The organism is Endozoicomonas sp. 4G (genome assembly GCF_023822025.1).
In the GTDB taxonomy this organism is placed as follows: Bacteria; Pseudomonadota; Gammaproteobacteria; order Pseudomonadales; family Endozoicomonadaceae; genus Endozoicomonas_A.
This window is the reverse complement of record NZ_CP082909.1, coordinates 3,297,435-3,318,326: the sequence shown is the minus strand read 5'-3', so window position 1 is coordinate 3,318,326 and position 20,892 is coordinate 3,297,435. Positions and strand designations below refer to the sequence as shown.

General features: G+C 50.7%; 11 protein-coding genes. 3 read left to right on the top strand and 8 right to left on the bottom strand.

Annotated elements, in window-relative coordinates:
• Nucleotides 1-114: 114 nt before the first annotated feature.
• From K7B67_RS12805 to K7B67_RS12780, 6 genes are read right to left on the bottom strand one after another with little or no spacing between them, the layout of a single operon-like run.
• Complete coding sequence (locus K7B67_RS12805) at nt 115-1,842, bottom strand: BatD family protein (protein WP_252176261.1); 1,728 nt, start codon at nt 1,840-1,842, stop codon at nt 115-117.
• The gene (locus K7B67_RS12800) at nt 1,836-3,812 is read right to left on the bottom strand and encodes a VWA domain-containing protein (RefSeq protein ID WP_252176260.1); all 1,977 of its coding nucleotides are present in this window, start codon (nt 3,810-3,812) and stop codon (nt 1,836-1,838) included. The genes K7B67_RS12805 and K7B67_RS12800 overlap by 7 nt, the downstream gene beginning before the upstream one ends.
• Nucleotides 3,809-4,840, bottom strand: coding sequence for a VWA domain-containing protein (locus K7B67_RS12795; protein WP_252176259.1), 1,032 nt, complete (start codon nt 4,838-4,840; stop codon nt 3,809-3,811). Before K7B67_RS12795 ends, K7B67_RS12800 begins: the two co-directional genes overlap by 4 nt.
• Entirely contained in the window at nt 4,833-5,396 is a 564-nt protein-coding gene (locus K7B67_RS12790) for a DUF4381 domain-containing protein (RefSeq protein WP_252176258.1), read from the bottom strand. Before K7B67_RS12790 ends, K7B67_RS12795 begins: the two co-directional genes overlap by 8 nt.
• Nucleotides 5,393-6,328 (bottom strand): DUF58 domain-containing protein, encoded by a 936-nt coding sequence (locus K7B67_RS12785; protein ID WP_252176257.1) that lies wholly within the window; start codon nt 6,326-6,328, stop codon nt 5,393-5,395. The genes K7B67_RS12790 and K7B67_RS12785 overlap by 4 nt, the downstream gene beginning before the upstream one ends.
• A 14-nt stretch (nt 6,329-6,342) precedes the next feature.
• On the bottom strand, nt 6,343-7,305 hold the full coding sequence (locus K7B67_RS12780) for a MoxR family ATPase (protein ID WP_252176256.1): 963 nt from the start codon (nt 7,303-7,305) through the stop codon (nt 6,343-6,345).
• A gap of 428 nt (nt 7,306-7,733) precedes the next feature.
• Between K7B67_RS12780 and K7B67_RS12775 the strand changes: the two genes are divergently transcribed.
• Both K7B67_RS12775 and K7B67_RS12770 read left to right on the top strand, forming a co-directional pair.
• Nucleotides 7,734-12,545 (top strand): NAD-glutamate dehydrogenase, encoded by a 4,812-nt coding sequence (locus K7B67_RS12775; protein WP_252176255.1) that lies wholly within the window; start codon nt 7,734-7,736, stop codon nt 12,543-12,545.
• A gap of 68 nt (nt 12,546-12,613) precedes the next feature.
• Nucleotides 12,614-15,373 carry a hypothetical protein gene (locus tag K7B67_RS12770; RefSeq protein WP_252176254.1) on the top strand — a complete coding sequence of 920 codons (2,760 nt, stop codon included), beginning with the start codon at nt 12,614-12,616 and terminating at the stop codon, nt 15,371-15,373.
• Between the two features lie 10 nt (nt 15,374-15,383).
• Here the strand turns inward: K7B67_RS12770 and K7B67_RS12765 are convergent, their stop codons facing one another.
• Nucleotides 15,384-19,340 (bottom strand): hypothetical protein, encoded by a 3,957-nt coding sequence (locus K7B67_RS12765; protein WP_252176253.1) that lies wholly within the window; start codon nt 19,338-19,340, stop codon nt 15,384-15,386.
• 207 nt (nt 19,341-19,547) lie between these two features.
• On the opposite strand from K7B67_RS12765, the gene K7B67_RS12760 reads away from it, so the two are divergent.
• Nucleotides 19,548-20,573, top strand: coding sequence for a quinone-dependent dihydroorotate dehydrogenase (locus tag K7B67_RS12760; protein ID WP_252176252.1), 1,026 nt, complete (start codon nt 19,548-19,550; stop codon nt 20,571-20,573).
• 63 nt (nt 20,574-20,636) lie between these two features.
• Here the strand turns inward: K7B67_RS12760 and rmf are convergent, their stop codons facing one another.
• On the bottom strand, nt 20,637-20,849 hold the full coding sequence (gene rmf / locus K7B67_RS12755) for a ribosome modulation factor (RefSeq protein ID WP_252180574.1): 213 nt from the start codon (nt 20,847-20,849) through the stop codon (nt 20,637-20,639).
• Between the last annotated feature and the right edge of the window lie 43 nt (nt 20,850-20,892).

The following is a 20,892-nucleotide window of genomic DNA, read 5'->3' as shown; positions in this document are numbered from 1 at the left end:
TAGCCAGCCATGCTCCCGCCATTGCGCCTGCAGGGCAGCTGCCCAATAAGCCAGAAATATTCGATTCGTATGGCTGAGTACTTAAAGGAGGCTCCTGAAAGCCTCCAGCGAGGTTTAACCGGGATAGAGATTATTCAGTCCATTTTGACGGTTTGATTGGCTCTTTTTTTGTTCTTTACGCAGCTGTGTACACAGCGTTATCAGAGCCTTGGTATCAAGATTTTGCTTGTGACCGGAATAGAGGCTGGCTTCAAGCTGTTTGAAGGAAGCCACTAATGGCTCACTGTTGAGTTTTTTCAAACATCTATCCATGGTCGTCAATGTAGCGTTACCAGAAAGAGCCTGTACCCAGTCAATAAAGCATTGGCGGATCTGATGGAGGTCACCGGTGTTGCAGGTGTTTTCAAACCTCTGCCAGGTTGCTTTCTCACTGAATCCCCGAGGCTCGGTGGCAGCAGGAGACTCAGTCGCTGGCTTTTGAGAGGATCGGCATCGCCACAAAGCCAATAAAGTGATTAGCCAGAGTAATCCAAACAGGGCCGATAAAGCAGGCCAAAGCCAGCCCGGTCCCTGCGTTGTGATATGAGCGGGAGGACAAACGGCTTGTTCAGTTTTTCCGGTGGCCTGTGCTGGAATTTCAGGCGTCGTTGACAGTACTTCGGCGTTTTCGGATGGAAGCACGGTGATGGTTTTGGCTGGAATGGTAGCGACTTTCGCGGTCTGAGTTTTAGTGTCAAACCATTGGTACTGTACCGGAGGAAGTTCAATTTTTCCGGGACGGGTTGGAATCAGGGCGATGGCTTCTATTCGACTGCCAATAATACCTGAATCAGTCGCTTTGTCATCGGTAGTAGACTTGTCCGGGTAGGCACTGACGCCATCGAGTTGAGGCATAGTGACAGCGGGCAGCTGGACACCGGTCAGTCCTTCGGCTTTTACGACAATGGTTCGAGTGATAGCTTCGCCAACTTTGACCTTGTCCAGCGGGGCACTCCAGCCATCGGTCAGGGTCAGGTTTCGGGCAGGCAGCCAGACCGGGCCTTTAAAACTGTCTGGCTGTGGCTTGACGTTGAGGGTGATTTCAGCCGACCGGGCGGCAACGGGTTTGCCACTCATTGAAAAAATACTGCCAAAGGTGTCCCGGCGGTCTGGCATGGTGGCTGAAAAGGTCAGGCCCGGGATGTCCATCGGACCCGGCTTTTGCGGATGAATCGAGAAATTCAGCTCAAAGACACCGTATCGGGTTCCGTCCAGAACTGTTTCATAGTTTCGGGTTTCACCCAGTTGCTGAACAATGGCACCGTCGATATTCAGGGGTGAAAGTCGACGGTCGTCGTAAAGCTGGACCCGGTAGTAAATTTTCAGGGTCAGGGTCACTTCTTCCTGTATATAGGGTGTTTCATTACTGATTTCACTACGGATGAAAACCGGGCCGATACCCTCTGATCCGGTTTGTTGTTCAGTGGGGGTATTGGATACTTCCAACCGGATAGCTTTGGACGTCATGCCGTCCAAATGCAGGCTAGGGATCAGCAGGCGGCCGGATTTTTTAGGGGCAAGGGTGATAACCCAGTCTCGCCAGGATTCGTTTTGACCGTTAATAATACGAATCTGGCGACTTTGGCGAGTCCCCAGTACGTCAAAGTCATTTTCCAGGGGAGATAAATCGGGAGCGGCGCTGGTATTACTGTCGGTTCTGAGAGTGAGTTCCAGGGTTTCGTACTCTGCCAGATGAGTCCGGTCAACAGAGGCGGTCAGGGCAGCCATTGCCTGTATAGAGAGAAACAATCCTGTCAGCAGGACCATTATTTTACTGAGTTTGGAAAAGATCGGGTTCACCATGACTGCTCCTGTTGTCTTTTTTGCTCTCTCTGTTGTTGCTGTTGAAGGAATTTGCGCCTGAGCAAACCACCGGGGTCGTCCGGTATGGTTTTTAACCAGTTTTCAATGGCCTGTTGGTCCGGGCTGGTGGTTTGCTGTTGTTCAAGGGAACGCAGTGTCTGTTGTTCCTGATCACCTTGCTTTTCAGGTTTTTCAGCCTGAGCCTGTTGTTGCTGTGTGTTTTCAGCAGGATTCTGTTGTTCAGACGCTTGATGTCGTTGATCAGGGTTAGAGGGCTGTTCCTGATTTTCCTGCTGCTGGCCCGAGCGGGATTGAGAAGAGGATTCTGGCTCCTGATTCTGCTGGGCAGAGTTTTGCCGGTTCTCAGAGTTCTGCTGTTGGTTCTCAGAATTCTGCTGTTGGTTCTCAGAATTCTGCTGTTGGTTCTCAGAATTCTGCTGTTGGTTCGCAGAATTCTGCTGTTGGTTCTCAGAATTCTGCTGTTGGTTTTCAGAGTTCTGCTGTTGGTTCTCAGAGTTCTGCTGTTGGTTCTCAGAGTTCTGCTGTCTATTCTCGGAGTTCTGCTGTTGGTTCTGCTGTTGATTCTGTTGATTTTGTTGCTGTTGCTGTTGCTTTTTCAGCTCTTCAATCAGCTTTTTATTGGCGATGGCATCTTTCATATCGGGGTTTAGCTTGAGGGCTTTGTCGTAGGCGGCTTGCGCTTGATCCAGCTTACCGGCCTTAGCCAGAGCATTACCCTGGTTGTAAAAGCCGTCAGCGGTGTTGGATTGGGCAAACTCAGTGGCTGCTTCCTCGTACTTACCCGCCTGATAGAGAGCTTCAGCTTTCCAGTCCGGACGGGTGAACTTTTCAACAGCCTGTTCAGGCTTTTTGTTATTAAGTGCTTCCATGGCCTGTTGGTTGCTGTTTTGCCAGAGGTCGTTCCATTCCACAGCTTGCGCTGGAGGAGAGGGGAGTACGGCTGCCACCAGGAAGACGGTTAACCAGCCTTTTCTGAAGCCGGCCAGTGCCAGAGGCAATAACAGCAGTACCAGCCAGAAGCCAGCGTCTTGCCATTGGTCAAATTGCCTCTCAACCTTGACTGAATGGTCATCGATTGCCGTTTTTGGCAGAACAGCCTTCAAATCACTGTCGTCTAAAGTCATGTCGGCATAGACACCGCTTGTCGATTGTGCGAGCTGGCGGAGCTGCTGAGGTTCCTTTTTCGGAACAATAATGGTGCCCTGCTGGTCTTTGAGGAAGCCGCCTCCGGGCAGGCCGATGGGAGCACCTTTGTCGCTGCCAATGCCAAGAATTGAAAGGGTATTGCCGCTCTTCTGGAGCAGTGAGCGTATCTCGCTGACCTGGCTGTCAGGAATCTGGTCGGTAATCAGGAGGATATCACCGGCCTCTCCGGCTCCCTGCTTCAGCAATTGAATGGCTTGTTCAATGCCCTTGAGGGGATTATCTCCCTGTTCCGGCATGATCTGGGGGCTCATTGCCGGGACCAGATTGGCCAGAGTATTGTTGTCATCTGTTAAGGGAGCAACCGTGTGTGCTGAGCCTGCATAGGCAACCAGGGCTGAAAGTCCGTCGCTGCGCATTTTAAACAGATCCAGCAACTTATAACGAACTCTGGAAAGTCGATTGGGTTTAACGTCTTCAGCATACATTTTGTACGACATATCCACGACCACGACCAGTGGTTGAAGACTCTTGTTAACAGGGGTGGGAATCTTTTGCCAGGTGGGGCCAGCCAGTGCCAGAACGGCCAGTGTCCAGCCTGCCAGAAGCAGGTAGACGGGGAGTCGGCTCTGTTTTTCACTACGACCCTGTAACAGGTGTTGCAGTAATTCAGGGGCGATCACCCGTTGCCAGTCTCCGGTCCGCTGCTGTTGTCGCCAGAAAGCACTGAGCAGAAGCAGACAGGGTATGAAGGCCAGCAACCACAGAGGGCGTAGAAAATGGAATTGGCTGATAAACTCACTCACTGGCGATTCCTCCTCTGGCTAATGGATGTTTCAGGGAAGGCTCTCAGTATTGCCATCAGCAGGCTCAGCATCAGGGCCACAGCCAGAGGCCAGAAAAACAGCGCTATGCTGGGCCTGAAGCGTTCTTTGTTCTGTTTAACAGGCTCCAGTTGGTCGAGTTCGTCGTAGATTTTTTCAAGCCCCTGGGTGTTTTTTGCCCGGAAATACTGACCACCTGTGAGTTCTGCAATCTCTTTCAGGGTTTTTTCGTCCAGGTCTTCAGAAGGGTTGATCCGCCGTGCGCCAATGGATGAACCAAAGAGACCCGGCTGAATCATTTCATCCGCTCCCAGGCCAATGGTATAAATGCGAATATTTTCCAGAGCGGCCAGCTTTGCTGCCTGAATAGGGGTAATCTCTCCGCCGGTGTTGGCTCCATCGGTCATTAATATCAGTATCCGGCTGTCCTGGGGTCGTTTACGAAGGTGCTTTACTGCCAGACCCAGGGCATCACCGATGGCGGTTTTATTGCCTGCCATGCCAATTGCGGCCTCGTTCATCAGGGTGTCAATGGTTTTCAGGTCGAAGGTGAGAGGAGCTTGCAGGTAGGCCTGAGTGCCAAACAGAATCAGTCCAAGTCGGTCACCCTTGCGTCTATCAATAAAGTCGTTCAATACATGTTTGGTCACCACCAGACGATCCACTGGATGGCCATTCAGTTCCATGTCGGCGATTTCCATACTGCCGGACAGGTCGACGGCGATCATCAAGTCTCTTCCTGATCGCTCTATCTGAACGGGTTCTCCCAGCCAGACCGGTTTTGAAGCGGCAACCACCAGTAGCAGCCAGATTAACCAAAGCATCAGGGTTTGCCAGCGCTTAAGTGTTTCCCGGTGTTCTGAGTGCTCACCGGCAATATCGGCCAGACCCCGATAAAACGGGATTCTTAAAGCAGCACCAGAGGAGCGGGCAACGGGGCTGGCAAAACGGTAAACCAGCCAGGGGAGGGGGGCGGCCAGTAACATCCAGGGCCATTGCAACTCAAGCATGGTGTTTCCTGATCCAGCGGACGGTCAGTTTATGGAGCTGGTTCACATCAACCTCTGGTGATTTTTTCTCTGTGGGCATTTCTTGCGCTATGGGCATTTCTTTTGCCATAGGCATTTTTTGCGCCATAGGCATTTCTTTCGCCGTAGGCACTTTTTGAAAACGGGTGTCTCCCAGGGCCTCTCCGGGCTGCTCATTGAATGCACGGATGCCACTTTTCCGAGAGAGAAAGTCCAGCCAGCGATCGCCATGAAGAGGAGCGACCTGTTCGGCGGGATAGGCGTGCAGTGCTGTCTGTTTTAATAAACGATTGCAGTCGTTGGCAAACTGTAATGAATTCTGATGGTTCCGGTAGGCACTGAAAATAATATGGGCCTGTTTACGTGCCTGTCTGCGATAGCGATTGCGACGAATAGAGCGGGTTACCAACCAGGTCGTCAGAGTGATCACCACTATAACCAGAACGGCAGACAGCCACCAGCCAGGAGCGGGTGGCCAGAAGCTGACCGGATCGGGCAGATGATTGGGCCGGAGTTGGTCCAGAGGATTTGGGGTCATAACGGCCTCCGGGGATTTATCCGGGAGCCGAACCAGACTTGAAGTTGAGGGCCTGTATCCTGATCAGCGCCAAGCTCCAGAAGCGGTACTCTGATACTGGCCAGCTGGTCTTTCAGAGAGGTCTGAAAGCGATGATGCCGGGATCGGTATTTCTGGCGCAGGTCTCTGGATCGGGTATTGATGGTCTGCCGATGTATACCGTTGGTAATGTCATAGCGACCAGGTCTGGGCAGCTCGGATTCCAAAGGGTCTGTTACCTGTATGGCCATCAATTGACAGTGTCTTGAAAGTTGGGACAGGTGGCGAAAGCCCTCTTCATCCAGCTGTTGGAAATCACTGATCATGAAAATATGAGTGCCCGGATGGGCCACCCTGCGAGCGTGCCGTAAGGCCTTGCTCAGGTAGTTGTCCTGTTTTTGGTGGGGAATGGTTTCAGCCTTGAGGTTTTTATTATGGTGTTCAAGCTTGTTGAGTAAATGCATCAGGTTTTTTTTGGAACGTTTGGGGCGAATTTCGCTAAATTCCTGCTCATCAAAAACCAGACCGCCAATACGGTCACTGTGCTGCAGGGTGGCCCAGGCCAGCAGGGCTCCAGCTTCTGCTGCTGTGACGGACTTGAAGTTCAACTGACTGCCAAAAAACATGGAATGGCTTTGGTCAACCATAACCAGAACCGGACGCTCTCGTTCTTCCCGGAACAGTTTGGTATGAGGCTTCATCCTGCGTGCGGTGACACGCCAGTCAATGGACCGGATATCGTCACCCGGTTGATAAGCCCGCACTTCCTCAAAGTCGATCCCTCTGCCCTTGAAAGGCGAATAGCCTGTGCCTGCCAGCAGGCTGCGGGAGTGATTTTGACGAAAAATAACCAGTTCCCTGGCCTGTAAACGGAGGCTGACCAGTTCTTTCAGTTGTGAGTACGCTCCACTCATTTTTTGCTCCTGGCTCAGGCAACGGGAACCAGATTCAGCAACTGATCAATAACCTGATCAGCATCTTTTCCTTCGGCTTCGGCTTCAAAAGTCAGCAACAGCCGATGACGAAGGACGTCGTGAGCAACCGCCTGAACGTCATCGGGGCTGACAAAGTCTTTGCCGCTGAGCCAGGCTCTGGCGCGAGCGCATCGATCCAGGGCAATCGTACCCCGGGGGCTGGCACCGTAATCCAGATATTCACTCAGACGATCATTGTAGAGGGCCGGGTGGCGGGTGCCATTGATCAGTTGAACGATGTATTCCTCAACCACAGGTTCCATATGAACCGCCAGTGCTTCCTGTCTTGCAGCCAAAACGTTTGCCTGGGTCAGGGGCGTCACCGGTTTTACCGGAGGCTGTTTCATGGCTTCGCCACGGGCGAGTGTGAGAATCTGGCGCTCGGCTTCTACATCAGGGTAACTGACCCGAACGTGCATCAGGAAACGGTCCAGCTGAGCTTCCGGCAGAGGGTAAGTGCCTTCCTGCTCAATAGGGTTCTGGGTGGCCATAACCATAAACACTTTCGGGAGTGGGTAGGTTTTTCGACCCACGCTGACCTGTCGTTCAGCCATGGCTTCCAGCAAAGCGGACTGAACTTTGGCAGGCGAGCGGTTGATCTCATCGGCCAACACCAGGTTCTGGAAGATAGGTCCAGGCTGGAAACGGAAACTGCCGTCTTCGGGGCTATAAATATCGGTACCGGTGACGTCTGCGGGCAGCAGGTCCGGCGTGAATTGAATACGGTGGAAACCAGCCTCCAGACCATCGGCCAGAGCTTTAACAGCCCGGGTTTTTGCCAGACCGGGAGCTCCTTCAACCAACAGATGTCCATCAGCCAGCAGGGTAATTAATAAACGGTCAACCAGGTGCTCCTGCCCGATAATACAGCTACAGAGGTATTGTCTGAGTTCATTCAGTACTGAATTGTTAGACATAAAATCTTGAATCCCGGATAGCTTCTGACAGCTGAACCACCAATAGGTCTGACAGCTGCCTGTGGTTATGTGAGTTCGTTATTGTAGTCGAACAGCGCAAATAGGTACCTTAATCATTTATTTTTATGATGGAAGTCCCGTTGGGCAAAGCCCAAGGCCTTTACCTATAGTTCAATTAGAGACCTTGTAATATAGGTTCAGTGTGCGCTCAGGTCTAGTAATTTGAGGGAAGCTATTCAGCTTCTTTTCAATTTCTAGACAGACAGGCTGCAAGTGCTTTTATAAGAACAAAAAGGTCGATAAGTTGTTAATCAGGTCGACAAATCACAGGATTAACTTTTAATCAGACGCTGTTGACAGGGTCAATTCAAGGCTGACAAGGATGTCAACGGTTCCTGGCAATACATTTATTATCCGGAGATGCCAGCATGGGCCATCAAGAGATTTTGGAACGAAAGCAGTATTTAGACAAAATTGTTGAGGAGTTAAGTAACCAGATACCCGAGCAGCAGAAAGAAGCTTTTCGTGAGTTTGCTTACCAGTATTACTCCATGGACACCCGTCGTGAGTTAAGCAAGTGCAAGCGTCGGGACCTGATAGGCTCTACCCTCTCGTTTTGGAAGTTTATTCAGTATCACGATCCTGAGCGTCCGGAAATAGAGGTATTGAATCCGGATTACCCTCACCATGGCTGGCATTCGACCCATACCATACTTCGCTTGATTCACCGGGATATGCCTTTCCTGGTGGACTCCCTGAGAATCAAATTGAATGAGCGTGGGCTGACCGTCCACAACCTGCGCAATACCGTTATTCATAACCGCAGGGACAGCCAGTTTAACCTGGTGTTCGATAAGGACGCTGAGGCAACGGTTCACAGGGAAGCGGTCATCTACGTAGAGATTGATCGTCAGGACAATGAAGAGGAGCTGGATATCATTACCGATCAGGTGGCTGCGGTGATGGCCGATGTGGCCAGGGTAGTCGAAGACTACCGACTTATGTACAGCCGTGTCGAGCACTTGGCCAGTACCATGGTAGGAGGGCAGGCTGAGCAGGTTAAGGAGTTTCTGAGCTGGCTGCTGGACAACAACTTTACGTTTCTTGGCTATGAAGAGCTCAAAGTGGTGGAAAATGAAGGTCGGCGACAGATTATTCGTCCCTCCGATTCACTGCTGGGACTGTTGAGAACCACTCACAAAGGCGAAATTGGCCAGCACGAACTGGAGCCTTTTATAGAAAAAGACTTTTTTGAGCAGAAAGACTGGCTTTCCTTCTCCAAGGCGGCTGTTCGATCCAGTGTTCATCGTCCTGCTTATCCTGACTTCATCACCGTAAGACAATTTGCCAAGGACGGCTCGGTGGTGGGTGAGACCAGAATTGTGGGTCTGTATACCTCTCCGGTTTATCGTCAGAGCCCTTTCTCAATACCTTATATCAATCATAAGGCCCGGGAAGTGATTGAGCGTTCCGAGCTGGATCCCAAAAGTCATCATGGCAAGGATCTGGAACAGGTTCTGGAAGTTTTTCCCCGTGATGAACTGTTTCAGACACCCAGAGAGCAGCTGTTCACCACGGCAATGTCCATCCTCAGGATTCAGGAGCGCAAGAAGATCCGGATTTATATCCGTCAGGATCCTTATGGCACTTTTTGTTCAGCACTGGTGTTTGTCCCCCGAGATGTCTACAGCACCAGCCTGCGTCTCAAGATGGAAGAGATTCTCTGCCAGCGGCTCTGTGCGGTTGACTCGGAGTTCACTACGTATTTTTCCGAGTCTGTTCTGGCCAGGGTGCATTTTATATTCAAGCTGCGTGGGCGAATTGAGTATGACCTGGAGGCGATCAATGATGAGCTGACCCTGGCCACCCGCTCCTGGATTGATGAGTTTCGTTCAGCGCTTCTGGAATCCAATGGCGAAGCCAAGGGCAATCACTTGGTTGCCAGATATGCCTCAGGATTTTCTGCCGGTTACAAGGAGGCATTTTCGCCAGAGTCAGCGGTTGTTGATGTTGAACACTTTGAGCGCATCAATGAAAAGTCATCACTGTCCATGGGATTCTACCGTTCCCTGGATGATGAGCCTGGCCGTATTCACTTCAAGCTGTATCACTATATCGAACCATTGCCACTGGCTGACCAGATCCCGATTATTGAGAACCTGGGGCTGAGGGTGCTGGCTGAGTATCCCTACCTGATTCGCAAGAGCGATGGTCAGCTCATCTGGATTCATGACTTTCTGCTGTGCTATGACCCACAAAAGTCGATGGATATCCAGAAAGTTGACAAGACCTTCAAGGAGGCATTTGAAAAGGTCTGGTTCGGGGAAGCTGAGAATGACCGGTTTAATCTGCTGGTGCTGGCCTGTGGTATGAGCTGGCGTCAGGTAGCCATGCTGCGATCCTACTCCCGGTATATCAAACAGATTCGGATGGGGTTCAGTCAAACTTATATTGCCGAAACCTTATGCAACAATATAGAAATTACCCGCATGCTGGTGGCGTTGTTCGAAACCCGCTTTAACCCTGAGTTGTCTCTGTCCAACTCCCAAAGGCTTGGACGACAGCAGCAGATTCAGCAAGCGATCCTTGAGGCTCTGGATCAGGTGACGGTGCTTACTGAAGACCAGATTGTTCGCCGTTTTCAGAGTGTGATCATGGCCACCCTGAGAACCAATTTCTACCAGCTTGATTCTGATGGTAATACAAAGCCGTATATTTCTTATAAGTTGTCACCACGAGAAATTCCTGACATTCCAAAACCGGTGCCACTTTACGAAATTTTTGTTTACTCGCCCAGGGTAGAAGGTATCCATCTCCGGGGCGGCAAAGTGGCACGGGGAGGACTGCGCTGGTCTGACCGGGTGGAAGATTACCGGACTGAGGTTCTGGGTCTGGTCAAGGCTCAGCAGGTCAAGAATGCCCTGATTGTTCCGGTGGGTGCCAAAGGAGGTTTTGTTGCCAAGCAGCTGCCGGTGGATGGTCATCGGGAAGCCATCATGGAAGAAGGGGTGGCCTGTTATCAGACATTTATTCGTGCGTTGTTGGATATCACTGATAATCTTTCTGAATCCGATGTTATCCATCCGAAGTCTGTCGTATTTTATGACGATGATGATACTTACCTGGTAGTGGCAGCTGATAAGGGAACCGCTACTTTCTCAGACGTTGCCAATGAGATTGCTCACGAATACGACTTCTGGTTGGGCGATGCTTTTGCCTCCGGTGGCAGTGTCGGTTACGACCATAAGAAAATGGGTATCACCGCCAAAGGGGCTTGGGTTTCGGTACAGCGTCATTTCCGTGAGCGGGGAGTGAATGTTCAGGAAGATCCCATCTCGGTCATTGGCGTCGGAGATATGTCCGGGGATGTTTTTGGCAATGGTATGCTCTCTTCTGAAACGTTGGAAATGGTTGCTGCCTTTAACCATCAACATATATTCGTGGATCCAAACCCTGATGTAAAACGCAGTTATCTTGAACGACTGAGGTTATTTAATCTTCCCCGTTCCAGCTGGCAGGATTATGACAAGTCGCTGATTTCCAAGGGCGGTGGGATCTTCTCTCGCAACGCCAAGTCGGTAACGATATCAAACGAAATGAAGGAGCGCTTTGATATCAAAGCAGGCCGAATGACGCCTAATGAATTGATTCGTTCGCTGTTAAGGGCTCCCGTCGATTTGATCTGGAATGGTGGTATTGGCACCTATGTGAAAGCCATTAATGAAACTCATGCCGATGTCGGTGACAAGGCCAATGACCCACTGCGTATTAACGGCTGTGAACTCAGGGCCAAAGTGGTGGGTGAAGGTGGTAACCTGGGGCTCAGTCAGTTGGGACGGGTTGAGTATTCCCTGCAGGGTGGCGCACTGAATACCGACTTTATTGATAATTCTGGCGGGGTTGACTGCTCTGACCATGAAGTCAATATCAAGATTCTTCTCAACGATATTGTCGCCAGTGGTGATATGACCGTGAAACAGCGCAATGCCTTACTGGAACGCATGACCGACGATGTTTCCAGGCTGGTTCTTTCCAATAACTATCGCCAGACTCAGGCGCTTTCCCTGGCAGAACTGGAAGTCCGTAATCGCATGGATGAATACCGGCGTTTCATGGAGTACCTGGAAGGGGAAGGCAAACTCGACCGGTCTATTGAGTTCCTGCCCGATAATGAAGGCCTTGCAGAACGGTTGGCAGCGGGTCAGGGGTTAACCCGTCCGGAATTGTCGTTGCTGATCTCATACAGTAAAGCAGACCTCAAGGAAGCATTGATCAGCTCGGATGTTATTGATGAGCCTTATATGACCCGTGAATTGCATACCTCTTTCCCTGATACTCTGGTAGAAAAGTTTTCAGAGCAAATTGATCAACACCGTCTGAGAAGGGAAATTGTAGCCACCCAGACAGCCAATCATATGATTGACATGATGGGGATCACTCATGTGCTCAGGCTTCATCAGACCACCGGTGCCAGTGCGGCGGAGATTGCCCGGGCCTTTATGGTCAGTCGGGAGGTCTTCGGTATTTCTGATTACTGGCAGGCCATCGAAAGTATGGATAACCAGATTCCCAGCAGTGTGCAGCAACAAATGATGGTGTCGTTGATCAAACTGACCCGTCGTGCCAGCCGCTGGTTTATCCGGCTCAAACGTCAGGACCTGGTAGCAGCAGAGTGTATTGAACATTTTGGCCCACTGGTCAGTAGCTTTGTCGAGTCGTTCACTGAATACCTCAGTGAGTCCGAGCGAGAAGAGCTGGATAGCAAAATGGCTGAGATGATCAGTCATCAGGTGCCAAAAAATCTGGCCAAAGTCGTTTGTGGCCTGAGACACCTGTTGAGTGCCCTGTCAATTATTCAGGCCGCCGACCAGACCGGGCAACCCATAGAAAAGGTCGCCCGGACTTACTTTGCAGTGGGTGAGCGGCTGGAGCTGAACTGGTACAGCGCACAGTTGGGCAACATAGAGATTACCAATCATTGGCAGTCATTAGCCCGTAACAGTATTCGTGACGAATTGACCTGGCAGCAGATTGCTTTGACAGTTGCATTGCTCAATACCGGCAGTGAAGAGGAAGACCTTACTCTGAAGCTGGATGAGTGGATGGTGCAGCACCAGGGGCTGGTAGCTCGCTGGCAGACAATGTTATCTGAAATTCGTAATGCCAGTGTGCACGAAATGGTGATGTTTACTGTCGCCAACCGGGAGCTGATGGGGCTGGCCCAGGCTACCAGCCGCTAACAGCCTGAGCGAGAATGTTTTTCCATTGTCGTATAGGGTGAATGGTTCAGGCAGGGAGGCCTGTAGCTATGAGTATTGGAAACGAAGATAAGCCAACAGGGACGAGTCTTCAGTTCGCTGATTTAATGGAGAATATTTCAAAGCTCGAGACGTTTCGCAAAAAAGGAAAAGCCTGTCGGCTTGAAGTGATTAATGATTCTGGGACAGCAGGGCAGGATGCTTCGGCTACTTTCAGGGGCAGGAAGGTGATCCGTGTCGAACCCCGTGGGAACTTCCTCAGAAGGCTGATTGCCTTTCTTTCTCCCACCCGCAGTGCAAGAGAACAAAGGGCCCGGGAGCGTGAAGCAGAGGTTTTGTTGCATGACCAGGTGTTACAGGCTCTTAGCGACAGAAAGCTGGATAAACAGGTCGTAAGACGATTGGTAGGTGATGTGGCTAGCGGGATTATTCCCGGTTTCAGCCGTTCGGAAAGGCAAGGGATAAGAGGTAAAGTGCTTAATCCTGTTCCCGATTCTGAGTCCATGCAAACGATGCTCAGTGAGGCGGAACAGGGTATGAAAGCCTTTCCGAGGCTGACTAAAAGCATTCCAGCGGTATCTCTATACGACACCCGTGAGGCGATTAAAGGCTACTACACAACGTTGCTGCTCGCTCCTGAACGAATACCGGAAAGTAGCAGATTGCATCGGGATATTTGGCAGCTGGAAAAGCATTTTAACGACACTCGTCAACCAGGTGGTTATGAGGATCTGGTCAATGACGTGATTCAGGAAATTGTTCATTCTTTCCCAGAACGCTTGTCGCAGGATGAATACAGCGAGCTAATATCAAGCTGGCATGACTTTCCCAGTAGATACCGTTACAGCCCCCTTAGCAAACTATTGGCTCAGATATCGTTTAATGTCACCCGCCCAGAGCCTTCCTTCACCGGCCATCCAAGAGATTTGGTACAAGCAAAAAGCTACCGTTTTCTTCAAGCCATTAGCGGCAATCCGACACTGGCAGCACTATACGATCTTGCCAGAGCAGATGGTCGGCTGAAGAGGCAGTTAGATCAGGATATGGCTCAGGTGAGAGTTGAACTGGATCGACTGAGTGCTGAAGTCACTCAGTTAGATGTAGATACCATCAGAGAACGCCTGAAAGCCGGCGAAGAGTTGACCAAAGAAGAAGGGCAGCTGATAGCAGAGTCACGACGTGTATTGCTTGATATCCAATTGACGGCAGGTAGACGCTGGGATCTCAACATGCTCTCGCTGCCTGAACATTGGCGTGGTGAACAGGGTTATCTCAACAAGCTGTTAAAGATTCAGGAAGTCGGGACTTTAAGAGGGCAGGAGATTGATCTGGCCCAGCTCGACTGGCTGATTAAGCAGCACGATGATGCCAAAAATCACCCCCGGGTAGCTATCGAAGGGGCAGGTCCCACGGGGCTGACCCTGGCCTTGTCACAGTTCGAGGTCGGTGCCAATGTTTCCGTCTTTGAGAAGAGAAGCACTGAATACGACAGGGTTCAGGTGGTTCGGCTGGACCCCAAATGGATGGGTATGCTGAAGTTTTATCTCGGTGAGCACTACTACGAGCTTTTTGGAGAAGGCGAGGAAGGTAAGGGCGTTGTTCGTCCCGACGGCTTTGGCGAGATAGTGATACATCGTCTGGAAGAAGCATTACATGATCGACTGACCGAGTTGATGGCCAGGAATTATCATCAAACCAGTGATACTGACGAGCCACCGAGTCTGGAAAGAATGGCTGCTTTTGAGCTTGAAGAGATTGAGCCGGGAGTAGAGGGCTACAAGATCAGAGCTCGTTACAATCCTGCTTATGATGTTGCGGGACAGGGAAAAGCAGAGCATAAAACTCCTGAGGAGTCGGTAAAGCACCGGCCTGTGGATATGCTTATTTGTGCTGGCGGTAATAATAGCAGTTTGCGAAAAAAATATATGAGGACTTATACGGTCACCCCTGAGAAGCCCTATGGTGTCTGCAGCTGGGAAGGCAAGAAAGGTGAGGAGTTACCTAACCAGGGGCTGAACACCTTTCAGGATTTCAGGGAGATGGTGGTTTTCAATAAAGGTTTTCATCAGCATTTCAGGAAGCAGCTTCAGGAAGAGCTGTTGTTTTTACAAGAGCCTGATGACGCAATTGATGATGCAATTGATGACGCGATAAAGAGCGCTGTTATCTCCAGAGATCTGGCAAAGTTAGAGCGCCTGACGCGGGATAAAGGTGTGCAGACCCGCTGTTTTGAGAACAAGAATCTGGTTTATATTGGTATGGAGTTGCCAGAGCCCTTTGATCGTTATTGTAAAAAACTGGAAGCAAAAATCAGGCAGAAGGTATTGGCCAGCCTGATGTTTGGATCGGATGCCATCAACCTGGAAGAGGCTAATAAACGGGCTAAGAAAAAAGCCAAAGAGAGCCTCAAGCTGGTTCACAAAGCCTGGTTTCAGGCGGTCGCTCATTATTATGGAATCGATCAACCCGATTCATTGGGAGCCACATCGGACAAAATCAATCAAAAGTTTGTTTCGGCCTTTCCAGTGGAACAGAACCGGACTGATAAAAATGTTATTACTAAGCAAGCCCACGGACATAATTTGGTAGTGACGGCAGCAGGTGACGCTGCAGTCAGCCCTCATTTTATGACTGCCAGTGGACTGACTGGCGCAAGGGAACATATTCTGCATTTGCAGAACTTCACCCAAAAAACGGCCAAAGAGACCGATTCATTTGATCCGGCTTTACATCAGGCAGAGCTCGAAGCCAAACACAAGAGAACGGCTGAATACATTGTTGGGCGAGGCAGAGTGCTTCTGAGGAGGTGAAGGCACGATTCTATTCCCCAGGCAGAGCAATAACGGCTTGATCAATAATCAAAGCCTGCTCTTCTTCGGTCATATTCTGAAAATCAGGGTTCTCTTTCAGTTGCTGTCGGAAACGGGCAACCCTGAGTCTTTCAACGTCTTCCATGGCTCGACCCTGATCTTCCAGCCGGTTGGCCATGGCTGTGCTCATTTGCTTAAGGTTCACCTTTTGACCCTTGCCAAAGTCCTCCTCAACACTTTTTGCTGCTGTATTAACTGCCAGTTGCAGCCGCTCAAGCGCCGCTGATGAAATTTCCTTCTCCAGATAGTTGTGCAACTGACTCATCACACGGTTTTTGATGATCTGCAGGTCATCACGACTGAGAGGTTGGAGTGAAACACGACCATCCTCGTCTAAAACGCTTTTGATGGGTCGCCCCAGAGTGGCCATTTTCAGCAAATAGTGGCCCCTGATCGTCTGTCTCAAAGTATCCTCCAGAGTTTTCTCAATAGCCAGCCGGGTGATGCCAGGGTTGGGAGTACCACAATGACGATGGATGGCCAGAGGAATCTCCAGTAACTGATCCTGAATGTAATAGCCAATGCCACGGCTGATTTCTGGCGGGTTAAGCCCCACTTCCCTGAGTTTGCTCTTGAATGTGTTAAAGGCTTTGGTGTCTTTGGCCAGAGTACCGGCCTGGTCTTTATAGCTCTGGAAGATCATCAGGGCTTTCTGGTGTTTCAGAATGTTTTCTGCCAGCTCTTTTCTGGCTTCAGCCAATTCACTGACTTCTTTTTCCACGCCGGTGTTAACGGTATCAACCAGATGTTTGTTCTCTTCAGCGTCACGCCATGCGTCCCAGTGGGTATTGGCCACTTCGGCGGTGATGGTTTCCCGCAGGTATTGCCTGAAAGGGCTCTGGGCGGTCATTTTAGCCATCATCTGTCTTGATGATTCCATGCAATGGGCTTCAATCCGGGCTCTTTCATCGGAGCCTTCCGGCAGCAGCATCTGATAATAGTGATAACCGTCATTGGCCGAACACATCAGGGTCTCGACATGATCCCAAGAGTTAAAGAGTCGACTGAGAACATTGCCGGCAGCCAGTGTTGTGACCATCAATTCGAAGCTGGCGGTGGCTATGGGCCATAATGCCACAGTCAGTAAGCCCCCGTAGAGAGTGCCACCGGCTACCAGGGCTCCGGTGGCGACTGAACCTCCCAGAACCATCAGGCATTTGGCACCTTCAGTGGCCAGCCGGCTAAAGGCTCCCGCCTCCCTGTTGTGGTAGGCATGAATCGCTTCTGCCAATCGGTTGTAGCGCAAATGAAAGGGGTTGTAGCAGGCGTTAAAGACGCTTCTGGCCAGACCTTCCTGTTTAGCAACGCCCCTGGCAATCAGCGCCAGCTCATCCATGGGGCTGGTTGCGTTGGCAAAGGTCGGTCCATAGTTGATTAACTGATTCAGGGTTCGAACCTGACGACCATCCAGTTGATTGACGCCTTCACGGATGGCAATGGCTCCGGTGGCATGAACGGTTGCCGTAGCCACCGCGCCAGCCCATCCGCCAGTCGTCCAGCCCAATACGGCACCTGCGGGTCCGGCAATCAGTGCGCCGGTAGTCAGTCCGATGACATTACCCAGTCTGGAACCTGCCGTATGATTGGACAGATCGGCAAAGAAGTTCAGGGCGACAGAGCCTTTCAGAGCCAGGTCAGAAACCTGTAGCAGAAACTGGAACTGTTTTAACAACGCCGCCTGTTCAGGGTGTTTTGCATAGCTGTTGGTGTGGTCGAATGTGTCATTAACGGCTTTATCACCTGCATCACCAGCGAAGTATGAGGCGGCTGATTCAGCCGACAGCCTTGCCTGAAGTTGTGAAACCAGCCCTGATTCGGCTCCCACCAGGATTTTTAACTGCTCAATAGTCTGGGCAGAGTCGCCGACCAGGCGTCGGAACAGATGTGGGTGGCTTTGGGCCATTGCCAGTACCCCCGAAAGTGTCTCACAGGCCTGTTTTTCCAACTCTGCGTAACTGCCATTTACCCCGGTCAGTACACTCCAGGCACTGCCTTTACCGCTGTACCAGTTCTGAACGGTGGTCGCGGTTGGCTGGACAATGTTGGACACCCGGTCAAGGAGATCAATGCTGGAGCCGGGAATGGCCACGCAGGTTTTCAGAAGCTCTTCCCTGAATGAGTAACCTACGGCTTTCAGGTCTTTAAGGTGCTGAAGTTCGACCAGTTTGCTATCAAGTGATTTTCTGTGGGGCCAGACGATTTGATGTCCCACTGCCATGATAGCCTCTGTGCCTGAATGGACGGGTCTGACCGGGGCTGTTTCCTGTAATGCCCGATCCATGGCTTTCAGCAGTTGCAGGTTTTCCTGATAATCACCGGCACTCATGACGGGCGGTATTTCAGGGTGTTCTATCAAAGCTCTGGTCTCTGCCATCAGCTGTTCTTCCTGAGCCAGTCGCAGGTCGTGATGTTTTTGCTGGTAAGCGACTATGGATGAGTAACTTGGGTTTTTATGATAAGCCTGCAAGTGATCACTGTATTGTTTGATAGCGTGATACAGCTTCATTTCTGTATCTGACTGTTGCTTGCAGTTACTCAGCTTTTCCATGAGATGCCGGGTGGCGGGAGGCTTGAGCATAAAAGTTCTTTCTGAAAGAGGCGCTTCCAGTTCCAGTTTCATAAAACGAACCAGTTGAATGGCATGATGGAAGTGTTTTAACGGTTGCAGCATGTCAGCTGAGACATCTGCCGACATTTGTTGATGCCCTTCTATAAGCAGCATATCGCCAACCTGCTGCTCTGCCTGATTAAGCTCGTTGATAGAGAGCTTCGATAACTCTGTTGACATTAAATGTTGATAGCGCAGATTGAAGTAGAGCTTCTGGCATTCCATTTCCAGAAAGTCCCGGACCTCTTGATATTCAGGATGTTCAATGAAGTCCGTCAGGTTTTCTGGCGTGCCGGGCATCTGGGCAAGACACTTGAGACGGTCCGATAACATTTGCAGGTGCTGACGACTTTGCGATTGCCCACTGTGCATCTTTTTTCGAGCTTCATGGATATCCGAGCAGCAGCGATCCAGCAGTAGTTTGTGGACGATTTGCGGTGTTTTCCGAATCATTGTTCCGGTTAACTCTGAGCGGTTATTCCAGTCATCGGGTGCTGGAAAATAGAGCCCTTCCAGAGCTTTTTGGGCGTTCATTTTTTTCAACGTCCCGACAGACGGGTTGGCTCCGGCATTTTTGGGTTTGAAGGGATCGGTCATTGTGTTCTGTACGAAGCACTCTTGCAGCACTTGGTAGAAAGGTGTTTTGCCATGCCGGGTTTCAAATTTAAGCAACTCATCAAGCAGGGCCTTGTAATCATGAGCGGCCAACAGGCTGAATAAAGCCTCCAGCTGTTTTCTGGCTTCCGGTTTGCTGGAGGTGATGCCCCACCAGTTTTTTTCTACGTCGCTGGCCAGTGCCAGCAATCTTTGTTGTAACAGGGCAAAACCGCTTTGCGGGCACTCATCCAGAATCCGTTCGAGAATGCCAAAAGGGTGCATCATGGAGATAATGTCTGCGTCCATGCCTTCCTGCCTGAACCTGTCCAGCAAATCGGAATACTCATGAATCAGGGTGTCCCTGTCGCAGGCTGAAAAGCACCAGTGATCCTTTGCCGCCAGTCTGGCATCGTAATCCTGTATCCAGTCCGGGTTATCCTGGGCATCCTCAAAAATATCATCCTCGTCATCGGGAGCAGGGACAGAGATGGGGGTTTTACCAACAAGTACCGAGGCTGAAGACGGGGTGACCTGATGGTCCGAGAGAGGTTTTGATAAAGGTACAGAGTGGCTTCTGGTCTTTTCACAGGGCAAGTGTGTGGACGCATCTTCCAGAGGGCTTTGCACGGGATTCAGGCCGGCGTGTGGATTGCCTGTAAAGTGGCTGCTTGTGGGAAGGCTTCCCATCAGTGCTTCTGACATTCCTGACCTCCTGCCAATATCGGGTATTAGGATCCTCTGTTGTTTAAGACACCCTGAATGGTCGGAGATTCTCTTTTTGGTCAGAATCACTGACCGTCTGGTTAAGAAGATAACGTCGAAAGTTATAAAAAACCCGGTGCAGCACTGGTTTTCAAGACGAAGCTGCGTATAATTTCGCGGGTTTATCTAAATTATCCGGGACTTTTCATGTATCAACTGGGCCGAAAGTTGTTATTTTGTCTCTCTGCTGAAAATGCACACGACGTAGCATTAGAGATGATAGGGGCGGGTCAGCGGCTTGGCCTAACCCATGCTTTTGTGCCATCTGTGCCTTCCCGTCCCAGGGAAGTTATGGGGCTGACTTTTGAAAACCCCGTGGGTCTGGCCGCGGGTCTTGATAAAAATGCAGACTTTATCGATGGCCTTGGCAGCCTGGGTTTTGGTCATATTGAACTGGGTACCGTGACTCCCCGTCCTCAACCGGGCAATCCGAAACCCCGCTCCTTCCGTATTCCAGAGCGTCAGGCGTTGATTAACCGTATGGGGTTCAACAACAAAGGGGTTGATCATCTGGTTGAGAATGTCCGCAAGTGCAATTATCAGGGCATTATTGGCATTAACATTGGCAAAAACTTTGATACGCCTGTGGAAGACGCTGAAAGTGATTACCTGACGTGCCTGCGAAAAGTGTACCCTCATGCCAGCTACATCACAGTCAATCTCTCATCCCCTAATACTCCGGGGCTGCGTAAATTGCAGTTTGGTGATGCCCTGAAGAGTCTGCTGGACGCCTTGAAGAAAGAACAGGCTTTATTGACCGAAAAGTTCGGTCGCAGGGTACCGGTGGCCATCAAGATTGCACCGGATATAGATGAAGTTGAAATTGCTGATATCGCCCGTGAACTGGCTGCCTGCGAGATGGATGGAGTGATTGCGACCAACACCACGCTGTCAAGGGATGCTGTTGAGGGTTTGCCTAATGCCGATGAGCAGGGCGGACTCAGTGGTGCGCCGTTAAGTGACCGCTCGACTGAAGTCATCAAGCTGTTGTCTTCCGAACTTTCCGGAAAGCTGCCCATTATTGGTGTGGGTGGAGTAATGGATGCCAGAACCGCAGCAGACAAGATCAGGGCCGGGGCCAGCCTGGTTCAGTTGTATTCAGGCTTTATTTACAAGGGGCCTTCCTTGATTCGTGAAGCGGCAGAGGCCGTTTACTCTTGCGATCACGGTTAAGAAAGTTCTCAATGAAAGAAGCCCCGGAAATCCGGGGCTTATAGGCTTTAACAATAGGACGACTCAGAGAAAGGAAGCATTATTGGCCCGTTGCAGGCCAGAAATGCCAATCAGGCCGTCCCAGTTGTCTACGCGACCTTCCCGCCAGCCCGATAGCCAGGCCTGACGAAGTTGGGGTTCCGTATGTGGGCAGATATCCTTCGAACGTCCAGACGCACCTGTCTGATATCCTTTGGTAAAGGCTCTGTCTGTCATATCCCTTTTTTGTCTTTTCATCATGTGGTACTGCCTCTTGCTGATTCGTTTACCAACGCCTCCC

Excerpts from the sequence above, each read along its gene's own strand:
- K7B67_RS12805 (WP_252176261.1), bottom strand. The coding sequence starts at position 1,842 with ATGGTGAACCCGATCTTTTCCAAACTCAGTAAAATAATGGTCCTGCTG.
- K7B67_RS12795 (WP_252176259.1), bottom strand. The coding sequence starts at position 4,840 with ATGCTTGAGTTGCAATGGCCCTGGATGTTACTGGCCGCCCCCCTCCCC.
- K7B67_RS12790 (WP_252176258.1), bottom strand. The coding sequence starts at position 5,396 with ATGACCCCAAATCCTCTGGACCAACTCCGGCCCAATCATCTGCCCGAT.
- K7B67_RS12785 (WP_252176257.1), bottom strand. The coding sequence starts at position 6,328 with ATGAGTGGAGCGTACTCACAACTGAAAGAACTGGTCAGCCTCCGTTTA.
- K7B67_RS12780 (WP_252176256.1), bottom strand. The coding sequence starts at position 7,305 with ATGTCTAACAATTCAGTACTGAATGAACTCAGACAATACCTCTGTAGC.
- K7B67_RS12775 (WP_252176255.1), top strand. The coding sequence starts at position 7,734 with ATGGGCCATCAAGAGATTTTGGAACGAAAGCAGTATTTAGACAAAATT.
- K7B67_RS12770 (WP_252176254.1), top strand. The coding sequence starts at position 12,614 with ATGAGTATTGGAAACGAAGATAAGCCAACAGGGACGAGTCTTCAGTTC.
- K7B67_RS12765 (WP_252176253.1), bottom strand. The coding sequence starts at position 19,340 with ATGTCAGAAGCACTGATGGGAAGCCTTCCCACAAGCAGCCACTTTACA.
- K7B67_RS12760 (WP_252176252.1), top strand. The coding sequence starts at position 19,548 with ATGTATCAACTGGGCCGAAAGTTGTTATTTTGTCTCTCTGCTGAAAAT.
- rmf (WP_252180574.1), bottom strand. The coding sequence starts at position 20,849 with ATGAAAAGACAAAAAAGGGATATGACAGACAGAGCCTTTACCAAAGGA.